General features: G+C 61.3%; 9 protein-coding genes. 7 read left to right on the top strand and 2 right to left on the bottom strand.

Features of this window, described 5'->3' with window-relative positions; genetic code table 11:
* Both lepA and EOA23_RS27520 read left to right on the top strand, forming a co-directional pair.
* On the top strand, positions 1–1,797 hold a 1,797-nt coding region (gene lepA, locus EOA23_RS27525), incomplete at its 5' end, for a translation elongation factor 4 (protein ID WP_127306460.1).
* Positions 1,798–2,051: 254 nt separating this feature from the next.
* Positions 2,052–2,900 carry a hypothetical protein gene (locus EOA23_RS27520; protein ID WP_127306459.1) on the top strand — a complete coding sequence of 283 codons (849 nt, stop codon included), beginning with the start codon at positions 2,052–2,054 and terminating at the stop codon, positions 2,898–2,900.
* 437 nt (positions 2,901–3,337) lie between these two features.
* Here EOA23_RS27520 and EOA23_RS27510 read toward each other — a convergent pair whose 3' ends face one another.
* Complete coding sequence (locus EOA23_RS27510) at positions 3,338–4,177, bottom strand: DUF3800 domain-containing protein (RefSeq protein WP_245474359.1); 840 nt, start codon at positions 4,175–4,177, stop codon at positions 3,338–3,340.
* A gap of 534 nt (positions 4,178–4,711) precedes the next feature.
* Here EOA23_RS27510 and EOA23_RS27505 point away from each other — a divergent pair.
* The 5 genes from EOA23_RS27505 to EOA23_RS27480 all read left to right on the top strand — a co-directional run bounded on the left by EOA23_RS27505 (position 4,712) and on the right by EOA23_RS27480 (position 7,718).
* Positions 4,712–5,029, top strand: coding sequence for a hypothetical protein (locus tag EOA23_RS27505; protein WP_127306456.1), 318 nt, complete (start codon positions 4,712–4,714; stop codon positions 5,027–5,029).
* A gap of 191 nt (positions 5,030–5,220) precedes the next feature.
* Positions 5,221–5,733 (top strand): hypothetical protein, encoded by a 513-nt coding sequence (locus EOA23_RS35820; protein WP_189341725.1) that lies wholly within the window; start codon positions 5,221–5,223, stop codon positions 5,731–5,733.
* An 11-nt stretch (positions 5,734–5,744) separates the two neighbouring features.
* Complete coding sequence (locus tag EOA23_RS27495) at positions 5,745–6,254, top strand: hypothetical protein (RefSeq protein ID WP_127306455.1); 510 nt, start codon at positions 5,745–5,747, stop codon at positions 6,252–6,254.
* A gap of 372 nt (positions 6,255–6,626) precedes the next feature.
* Positions 6,627–6,974 carry a hypothetical protein gene (locus tag EOA23_RS27490; RefSeq protein ID WP_127306454.1) on the top strand — a complete coding sequence of 116 codons (348 nt, stop codon included), beginning with the start codon at positions 6,627–6,629 and terminating at the stop codon, positions 6,972–6,974.
* Positions 6,975–7,346: 372 nt separating this feature from the next.
* Positions 7,347–7,718, top strand: coding sequence for a hypothetical protein (locus EOA23_RS27480; protein ID WP_127306452.1), 372 nt, complete (start codon positions 7,347–7,349; stop codon positions 7,716–7,718).
* Positions 7,719–7,761: 43 nt separating this feature from the next.
* Here EOA23_RS27480 and EOA23_RS27475 read toward each other — a convergent pair whose 3' ends face one another.
* The gene (locus EOA23_RS27475; protein ID WP_127306451.1) at positions 7,762–9,465 is read right to left on the bottom strand and encodes a phospholipase D-like domain-containing protein; all 1,704 of its coding nucleotides are present in this window, start codon (positions 9,463–9,465) and stop codon (positions 7,762–7,764) included.
* Positions 9,466–9,968 lie beyond the last annotated feature (503 nt).

The raw sequence follows: 9,968 nt of genomic DNA, 5'->3' as shown, positions 1-9,968 counted from the left end.
CCCCTCGACCACATCCGCAATTTCTCCATCGTCGCCCATATCGACCATGGCAAATCCACGCTTGCCGACCGGCTGATCCAGCTCACCGGCGCGCTGGAGGAGCGCGACATGAAGGAGCAGGTGCTGGACTCGATGGATATCGAGCGCGAGCGCGGCATCACCATCAAGGCACAGACGGTCAGGCTCAACTACCGCGCCAGGAACGGCGAGGATTATGTGCTGAACCTCATCGACACGCCCGGACATGTCGACTTCGCCTATGAGGTGTCGCGTTCGCTGGCCGCCTGCGAGGGCTCGCTGCTGGTGGTGGACGCCTCACAGGGCGTCGAGGCGCAGACGCTGGCCAATGTCTACCAGGCCATCGACAACAACCACGAGATCGTCGTGGTGCTGAACAAGGTGGACCTGCCGGCGGCCGAGCCAGAGCGTATCCGCGAGCAGGTGGAGGAGGTGATCGGCCTCGACGCCTCCAACGCCGTGCTGATCTCGGCCAAGACCGGGCAGGGCGTGCCGGACGTGCTGGAGGCGATCGTCCATCAGCTGCCGCCGCCGCGCGAGGGCGACATCAACGCACCGCTCAAGGCCATGCTGGTCGACAGCTGGTACGACGCCTATCTCGGCGTCATCGTTCTGGTGCGCATCATCGACGGCGTGATGAAGAAGGGCCAGACCATCCGCATGATGGGCACCGGCGCGAAATATCTGGTCGAGCGTACCGGCGTGTTCAAGCCGGCCCGCGTCAATGTGGACGAGCTCGGCCCCGGCGAGTTCGGCTTCTTCACCGGCTCGATCAAGGAAGTGGCCGACACCCGCGTCGGCGACACCATCACCGAGGACCGCCGCCCGACGCAAAAGGCGCTGCCGGGCTTCAAGCCGGCGCAGCCGGTGGTGTTCTGCGGCCTGTTCCCGGTCGACGCCGCCGATTTCGAGGATCTGCGCGCCGCCGTCGGCAAGCTGCGCCTCAATGACGCCAGCTTCTCCTATGAGATGGAAACCTCCGCCGCGCTCGGCTTCGGCTTCCGCTGCGGCTTCCTCGGGCTCCTGCACCTGGAGATCATCCAGGAGCGGCTGGAGCGCGAGTTCAACCTCGACCTCATCGCCACTGCGCCCAGCGTCGTCTATCGCATGAACCTCATCGACGGCACGGTGAAGGAGCTGCACAACCCGGCCGACATGCCAGACGTGGTCAAGATCGCCTCGATCGAGGAGCCGTGGATCCGCGCCACCATCCTGACGCCGGACGACTATCTCGGCGGCATCCTGAAGCTCTGCCAGGACAGGCGCGGCATCCAGGCCGACCTCTCCTATGTCGGCAAGCGCGCCATGCTGACCTACGATTTGCCGCTCAACGAGGTGGTGTTCGATTTCTACGACCGGCTGAAGTCGATCTCCAAGGGCTACGCCTCCTTCGACTATCACCTCACCGACTATCGCGAAGGCGACCTAGTCAAGATGTCGATCCTGGTCAATGACGAGCCGGTCGACGCTTTGTCCATGCTGGTGCACCGCTCGGCGGCGGAGAAGCGCGGCCGGCAGATGTGCGAGAAGCTGAAGGAGCTGATCCCGCAGCACCTCTTCAAGATCCCGATCCAGGCCGCCATCGGCGGCCGCATCATCGCCCGCGAGACCGTCTCGGCGCTGCGCAAGGACGTCACCGCCAAATGCTATGGCGGCGACGTGACCCGCAAGCGCAAGCTGCTCGACAAGCAGAAAGAGGGCAAGAAGCGGATGCGCCAGTTTGGGAAGGTCGATATCCCGCAGGAGGCGTTTATCCAGGCGCTGAAGATGGGGGATTGAGAAGCCGGTTGGCGCGCGGAGCGCGCCAAGCCATCGATCCAGTGAATCGATGGCAGGCTTCGAAAGCGGGGGAGCTGCTGGCAGGCAGCGGGCCCCCCGCCAGCGCGGCGCTGAAGCTGCGCGGTGGAGATTGGCAGCGCGAGTCCTACTTGCCCCTTGCCACCCCTTTGAACAGATATTTCAATGATCTTATATTCGGTAGATAGCCGGTTCGCTCAGCACGGTTTGCCAACCAGTGACGAACCGGTGTCCGGTTGATATCAGGCGCACATGGGGCGAATGCGGTTCCTCTGGGGTGTTTATGGCGCGATCTCGGCGTTACACCCCGCGTCTATCAAGCTATTGGTCTGATTGCGCCGCTTATTTTAACTTGGCTGGCCACCGAATTCGGAATTCAGATCAGCTACCCAGCTTACACTATCGTCGGAGTGACGGCCGCCATCTTCATCGTGATCGTGTTTCTGCGATTGTTCCATAGCGCCTACGAATTGGAAGCCGCACTGAAACCCAGGATCGAAATCAGCGATCCCGTGGAGTCGACTATGCCGAAAATCCGCGGCAACAACCTCGCTCTACGGTTTTACTCGGTCACGATCACCAATCTTTCGGACGGGGACTTAAAGAACTGCCGAGTCAAAATGACGGAGTTCATCAATCGCCGCGGTGAGGCGGCTACCGAAATAGGCATGCTGTTCCGCCTCAGCCGGGAAAGGCACTCTCAAACAGGCCAGCATACGTTCGCCCAAACTTTCGAGCTAAACGGCAAAGATGACAAGGTCAGCATTGATATCGTCGCACTCGATGAGGTGGGCAGCAATTTTGTCAAAATGCAATACGCGACGGCGGCCTCCGAGAAAGTCTTTCATGAGCTGCACAAGAGTCTTTTCCCACACTGGCTGACGATTAGGGTTACAGCGGACGCTATGGCCTCGGTCACGAAGTCATTTTGCGTTTACGTCTCCGAAGACGGCTTTTTGCGAATGGAGACGGTTAGTACGATGCCAATGGCCGGACACGCCCCATCTCTACCAGCTGGGATGAAATCGACCAGACCGCAATTTTTGGAAACGATCGAGTGGCGCACTGGTGAAATGAACCAGTAGTCGGCTCTATCTGGTTTGGAGCCCTCGAGCCGTTCTCGGCGCTCAGGAAGGACGTCCCCGCCAACGCTGCGGCGGCGACGGGACTCACAATGCACAAGCTGCTCGACAAGCAGAAAGAAGGCAAGAAGCGGATGCGCCAGTTCGGTGGATATCCCGCAGGAGGCGTTTATCCAGGCTGAAGATGGGCGGGAGCAAGCCCCTTGCCGGACATCTCGGCCCGGTCTTAGTGCTCTAGGAAAAACGAATCTCGATCAATAGGTTAGCGGATAAACTGTTGATTCGCTTGCAATTTTTTCCAAATCACTTATACTATGGATCGGTAGGAACGCCGATCACTCCGGGGCTAGGCTGAGTTCGCTCGATGCCATCCGCCCTTATCCGTAGACGGTTATCCATTGGATGATAGCCTAACCCTGCGGACGAAAAGGGGCCGGGGCCTACCACTTTTTTTGGAACGTGTAGCCAAAGTCCCTGAAAATCGCCCTTTGTGCTTCGCTGATATCCGCTTTCCAATCCGGCGTTGGCTGCAATACAACCCCATAATCGGCATAGTTATACGTGCCACGGAAAGCCACGCGGGGGCGAAGCAAACGTGCAAAACGTGGGTCGCAGGGTCCTGTATCTAGGTTGTCTACGGCATGATAGAACGAACTCGCGACAACATCAGATAGCTGCAATCCGGCGCGATCTTTGTGAGAATAGTAGTCGACTAACTTCCAGTGCATCACCGACCATCTCGGCCCCCACTTTTTCAAAACGGTCGTATCGGATTTCGATTGAAGCTTCAGCAACTCGTGATAGGCCGCTGTCTGGCTGTAGGAATGTCCGCCACGTTGCGAGAATTCAAACTTTACATAGCGCGGCGCGCCGAAACGCTTATTTGAATCTCGCTCGCAATAGTGCGTGACACGCTCAATCAGAATCCGTACAAGCCAATTGTAGAACCATTGATTAGACAGTACTTTTTCCGCTCGCTCATTTCGATACTGCCTCATATTCCTTTTATTCGAGCACACCACGAACAACCGAACTGGCAGTTCCGCCAACATTGTGCAGGCTCGCATCTTCCGAGTTGGCGAAAGGTCTCGGAAGTGTAGGTCCCGGCGCTGCGTAACTCCGATGTCGGCCACAATATTTCTCACCCAATGCGGTGCATTTGAAAGATTGGGTTTTCTGACAAGCACCGCAGAGAGGGTTATCCACTCTGTGCCACCAACATTATCAATTGGGCGCACTCGTTGAATGCCAGGGTCACCGGCTTCGTCAATGTAGGCCACGTATTCGTAGTCTGGCGCGTCGGGAAAAACGGACAAGAGCCAAGAACTCTGAAAGAGACTCAATCAAAAGCTTCAAAGAAGTACCACGCCGACTCGAAAACGGCGAGTCCGAGTGCCTATGGGCATCTCCCTTCGCCATCTTCGTTGCCTGCGGCACACTGCGCGGGTAGGTCGATGCGAACGTTGGTGCGGATGGGAGCCAGCGCAGGCGACGGACCTCCGTGGGCGAGACGCCAGTGGCTCATTCAAGGCGCTTCATAATTTATTTCGTGAAAAACTGCTGAAAATCCGCGAATTTTCGGGGTTTAGACCGGATTCAGCGTTGACGGTCCAAAACGACTCGCCACAAGTTCTCTGCGGATTGGCATTCCGCTGATCTCGATACGACAAAGCCGGGGCTGCAACCCCGGCTCCGTGTCGGTAACCGCAAAGCCTTTGGTCGGGTTGCGGCTAGTCGAAGACACAAAAGTGAGGATACTCGCAATCGATTCGCTGTCAACCTGATCAAAGGTTTCCACATAAGGAAATCTTTATATGAGTGTATTTGTGGTTTCGTTCCGCATTGCGGATGAACAAAGTACCTATGGGACCTACTCGGAACGCTGGGCTTCTGTGAATGAGGCCATCCAGAACAAGGCTGTCGGGCGCAATTACTGGAAACAGACGACGTCGTTTTTTGCGCTACAGGCAACCGAGACGTTCGCCTCTGCGTTAGCCAGCGCCATAAATATCAACTCGAAGTTCGACCCAGCCAAAGATTTGCTCTTGGTCGTAAATTTAAGCTCCAAGGACTACAAGGTCCTAGGCGTTAACAGCGATGCCGATATAGACACCATTATGGCTCTCCGCTGATCGTTTAAGCAAGAACGCCAAATGCGCGAGAGAGACGGGCAAATCGGCGCCACAATATCGCTCAAATCTTGCCGAGCGACAGACTGCTCGAGAGTTGGCAGCGTTGCTGCCAACTCTCGACGGCCAATTGCCCGCCCTTCACCATCTCCCCACCTTGGCGTATTCTCCCCTCCGGCTTGGGGAGACATCACATGCGCTCCACCTCTGACACCATCTCCGCGATCGGCCTCGCCGTCGGCGGCGCTTTGGGCATGGCGGGCACCTTCGTTGGCAGCGATGCGTTGCGCGAGACACTGTGGACCATCGACGGCGTGGGCATCGTCATCGCGGCGGCGCTGCTCACGATGAAACACCAGCGGCTCGGCAATGACCTCGTCGCGGCCGGCTTCCTCACTTTCCTTGCCGGCGAAAGCCTGCTTCTGGCGGGCAATGCGGCGGGGTTGCAGGCCAGCGTGCCTTCCTATGCCGGCGGCATTGCGCTATGGGCGGCGGGGCTGGTGATGGTCAGCGCGCAGGCAACCTTCGCGCTGTGGACGCGGCTCACGGGGCTCATTGCCGCGGCGCTCTTTGCCGTCTCGGTCCTGATGATCCTGTGGGGCGCGCCGCTGCTGCCAACCTCCGCGCCGCTCCCGGCGCTCGGCTATCCGTTCCTGGTGCTGACCTTCATCGGCTGGATCTGGACTCTGCTGAAAGCGGAGCGCTGAGCGCGAAGGCCATGGCCGCGCCGCTCGAACTCCGCAACAGCCCGTCGGGAAAGATCTTTCCGGCGCTCGGGCCGTTCCTGATCGGCGGCGTCTTCGGCTTCGGCGCGCTGCAGGGCGTGGCTTCGGGCGCGGATGGCGGGCATGTGCTGTGGATCGCGCTGCTCGCCGCCGCCTGCCTGGGGCTCGGCGCCTTCATCGCCCGCGGCGCCTTCGACACTTCGGTCAAGGTGGTGCTTGATCAGCGCGGCTTCCGCGATGCTCGCGCCGGCGACGTGCTGGTGCCGTGGAGCAAGGTGAGAAGCGTGCGGCTTGCCGCCGGCGGCAAGGGCGCGGCGATGCTCAATTTCGAGCTCACCGGCGAGCCGCCCGACGAAATCCGCTATTCCTCCGCCAACGCCTTTGGCCTCATGCCTTTCGGCAGGAACACCGTGCATATGGAGATCTCCTCGCTCGACGTGCGGGGGCCGGACCTGGTGGATGCGGTGAAGACGTTTGCGCCGCATGTGGTGGTGAAGCGCTGATTCGCGGGGAGATGTCCGGCAGGACAGCGGGGCGCTGTCCCGCCGGCATCTCAAGGCCTAGGTTTCCTCGCCCCGCCACGGGCGGGGAGAGGTGTCCGCGAAGCGGACGGAGAGGGGCCTTCGTAGGGCGCTCCCCTCTCCGTCTCGGCTTCGCCGAGCCACCTCTCCCCACTTTCGTGGGGCGAGGAAACGCGAACTCGCCGGCACCGCGTTCCTTCGCGCCCCCCTCTGGCCTGCCGGGCTTTCGTCGCTCGGAAAGCCAAGCAATTGGCTTCCCGTCCGCTACGCGGACCCCTCCTCAACCCCCACAAGGGGGGAAGGGGAGGTCGCGCCACTTCTCCACCCGTGCTCTACTCCCCCGGGGACCTCGCCATGATTCGCGCTTTGCTCGCTCTCCTTCTCCTCACCACGCCGGCCTTCGCCGCCGACATGTCTATCTTCGTGCGCAACCAGCGCTCGGACGGCGTCGCGCTCGAGCTGTTCAGCCGCGACAGCCAGAAAGTCTGGCCGGGCGGCGACAAGGTCTTCCTCATCCGGCCGAAGGCGCGAAAGTCCGTGCCGATCTCCTGCGAGCCCGGCGAGCATATCTGCTGGGGCGCCTGGGTGGACGGCGACGATTCCGTCAGCGCCGGCGTCGGCCCCGACAACGACCAGCCCTGCGATACCTGCTGTTTCATCTGCGTGGAGCATTCGACAGAGACGGTGGACTTGGCGGAGTAGGGGGGCGTCGAGGCTGCCGACTTCTCAACGCTTGGGTTCCTCGCCCCCGCCAAAGGCGGGGGAGAGGTGGCCGCGAAGCGGACGGAGAGGGGGCCTTCGTAGGGCGCTCCCCTCTCCGTCTCGGCTTCGCCGAGCCACCTCTCCCCACTTTCGTGGGGCGAGGAACCTTAATCCTGAGAAGCCGCGATCCTTCGCGCCCCCCTCTGGCCTGCCGGCCATCTCCCCCACAAGGGGGGAGATCAGACGTCGCTGCCGTCTTCGCCAATCCCCCACATTCACCCCACAATTTTCCTCCCCACCCCTTGGCATCGCCACGCCTCATGCCATCATCCGCCATCGGCCGTGGGGGCCGATTCTGTCTCGGGGGTTCTCATGTCCATCTCTTTCGCGCGCCGCGCCGCCGCCGCGCTTTCGCTTGCCGTCCTCATCGCGCCCGCCGCCCATGCCGGCGACGTCACTTTCCAGATCAGGAACAACCATCCCAACGCCATGCGCGTCGAGCTCTACAGCCAGGACCGCGACTATGTCTGGCCGGGCAATGGCAAGGATTTCTATCTCGACGACGGCGAGACCAAGCAACTGCCGATCTCCTGCAACGAGGGCGAGAAGATCTGCTACGGCGCCTGGGTGGACGGCGACGAAAGCACCTATTGGGGCGTCGGCCCCAACAACCAGGAGTCTTGCGAGGATTGCTGCTACACCTGCAGCGGCGGCCAGACCGAGGAGATCGACCTGGAGGAGTAGGGGCGCCGAAGCTGCTGATCTCCCCCCTTGTGGGCCGTTTACTCTAACTCTGCGCCGTCCAGAACGCGATCTCCTGCGCCTTGGTGCGGAGCTCGGTCTTCAGCCACTGGTCGTCGTCGTCCAGATAGCTCCACGGCGTCTTGCCTTGCGCGCGCATCTCGCGGATGTAGGAGCGGTAGCGGTAGTGGCTGTAGACCGACATCGCGTAGGTGGCATAGGCCGCGGCAAGCTTGCTGTGGCCGCGCACGATGACCAGGTTCTCGTCGTTCTTCTGGCTCGCCGGCGCCGAGAAATTGTGGCTGCCGGTCACCACCACGCAATCCTTCGAATGCGGGTCGGTCACCAGTATCTTCGAGTGCACGATGGCGTGGCCGATCTGCGACAGGAACTCCCGCCGGTTGACCTCGGCGATCCACGGCCCGAGCGGCGCGTCAAGGCCCTGCGGCTGCGCCACCGCGTAGCGGTCGGGCGTGAATTTGCGGTCGCTGCTCACCAGGTCGATGTCGAGGAAATTCTGCTCGGTGCCGCCCTCGTCGGCGCTCAGCGTCGAGACCACGCCGCGCACATACATGCCTTTCTCCCTGGCTCGCTCTCCGGCAAGCGTGTGCAGCCCCTGCTTGCCCGGCGTGAACATCAGGAACAGCACCGCCTGCCTGGCCGAGGTGATGACCTCGCGCAGCGCATCCATGTCGGCGCCGTTCGAGGTGCGGGTGAACCACACGGTCGCCCTGGCGCTGCCGACCGCGAAGGTTTTCGGCGCGTCGTTGTCGGCGATCAGCGCCGGCGTGAAATTGGCCGGATCGGTCTTCGGCGGCGAGGCATCCTTCAAGAGGTCCCAATGCTTGCGGAAATGCGCCGCGACAGCCGCGTCCTCGATCAGCAGGCCGTTGTTGACCTGCGTGCACAGGCCCGTGGTGCTCCAGTTGGTGCTGCCGGTCCACACCTTCTTCGGCTCGCCATCTTCGGAGACGACGACGAATTTGTTGTGGCCGAGCCCTTTCGATTTCAGCATCCGGTCGATGGTCGCGATGCCGTGGTCGTTGAGGTTCTTGCGCGCCGCCTTGTTGCCGTCGCCTTTTCTGTCGGAACCGTTGGCGAGGATGAGATGGAGCCGCGGCCCGAGCCCGATCAGCGCCGTCTCCAGCGTGGCGTCGCCGAGCTCGTAGAGCGCGGCATGCAGCTCGTCGCCGGCGCCTTGCGTCAGCCCGACCATGCGCAGGCCGAGATCGCCTTCGAGGAAGGCGCGGAATTTCGCGTCGCCATTGGTCTGCAGGCTCTTCTTGAAGGCCGCGGGCGTCAGCCTGTTCTTGGCCATGTAGCGGGCAACGAACTGCGACAGCACCAGCCCGCGATTGAAGTAGCAGGAAAAGCCGCCCCCTGCGTCGGTGGCAAGCGTCTTCCACTCCGTCCAGTCGCTGGAAACGCCCTTCGTCAGCGGCTTGCCGGGACCCGTGCTCATCATCGCGGTGACCCGGTAGCGCACGACATTGCCGACATCGGCCGCATGATCGGTCCAGTTGAAGCGCTGGAACGGCCAGACGTCCGAGGGCCTGTGGTCGCCCGATTTCGGCTTGTCCTTGGTGAAGCCGACGCGGTTCTCCACCGGCTCGATCTTCTCGGTCGCGCCAAGCTTGCGGCCGCGCTCGAGCAGGAAGCCGCGGCATCCGGCGATGAAGTCGCTCGGCGCCCAGGCGACGAAGGCGTCGTCGCCATTGGTGTAGACGGAAACCTTTATCTCGACGGCCATTTGTCGGTCCTCTCCGATGCAGCGCCGGCTGTTCCGGCCCGTCAATGCAGCCAAAAAAAACCGCGCCGGAAGCAGGGGGTCCAGGTCAATTGAAACAGAACTTTCGAGAAGGTGGCGGCGGTGATTATGTGGCGGCAGAAGATCGGACGTCAATGTTTTGCAGCGTCAAGTATAACTCTATGAACTGCTTCACACTGTGCTCTGTTTGCCAGCAAAACGAAGGCGGATGGTTTCGGGGGCCATGGGCTCAAACGGCAGACGTGCCAGGAGCACTCCAGGAAAGTGCGAGCGCCGCCGTTGTCGGCGGGCAGATGTTCACCGTTTCTGTCCGTGAAATCGGCGCAAAGGCCGGGGATTGGCCGAAGCCTCCCCAACGTCGTCATGTATGGACGGCCCCTCTTGGGCAAGAGGCAAAATGACGACGACGGCGTAAGTCTGGAGCGGTCATGTATTCGGCCTTTAGTGCGGTCGATTTCGATGACCGCTGACCAACAAGGGTTACG

Origin of the sequence: Mesorhizobium sp. M2A.F.Ca.ET.042.01.1.1 (assembly GCF_003997405.1) — a bacterium.
In the GTDB taxonomy this organism is placed as follows: Bacteria; Pseudomonadota; Alphaproteobacteria; order Rhizobiales; family Rhizobiaceae; genus Mesorhizobium.
This window is presented reverse-complemented; position numbering and strand designations above follow the sequence as displayed.

Coding starts and splice junctions, on each gene's coding strand:
- EOA23_RS27505 (WP_127306456.1), top strand. CDS start 4,712: ATGAGTGTATTTGTGGTTTCGTTCCGCATTGCGGATGAACAAAGTACC.
- EOA23_RS27495 (WP_127306455.1), top strand. CDS start 5,745: ATGGCCGCGCCGCTCGAACTCCGCAACAGCCCGTCGGGAAAGATCTTT.
- EOA23_RS27480 (WP_127306452.1), top strand. CDS start 7,347: ATGTCCATCTCTTTCGCGCGCCGCGCCGCCGCCGCGCTTTCGCTTGCC.
- EOA23_RS35820 (WP_189341725.1), top strand. CDS start 5,221: ATGCGCTCCACCTCTGACACCATCTCCGCGATCGGCCTCGCCGTCGGC.
- EOA23_RS27475 (WP_127306451.1), bottom strand. CDS start 9,465: ATGGCCGTCGAGATAAAGGTTTCCGTCTACACCAATGGCGACGACGCC.
- EOA23_RS27490 (WP_127306454.1), top strand. CDS start 6,627: ATGATTCGCGCTTTGCTCGCTCTCCTTCTCCTCACCACGCCGGCCTTC.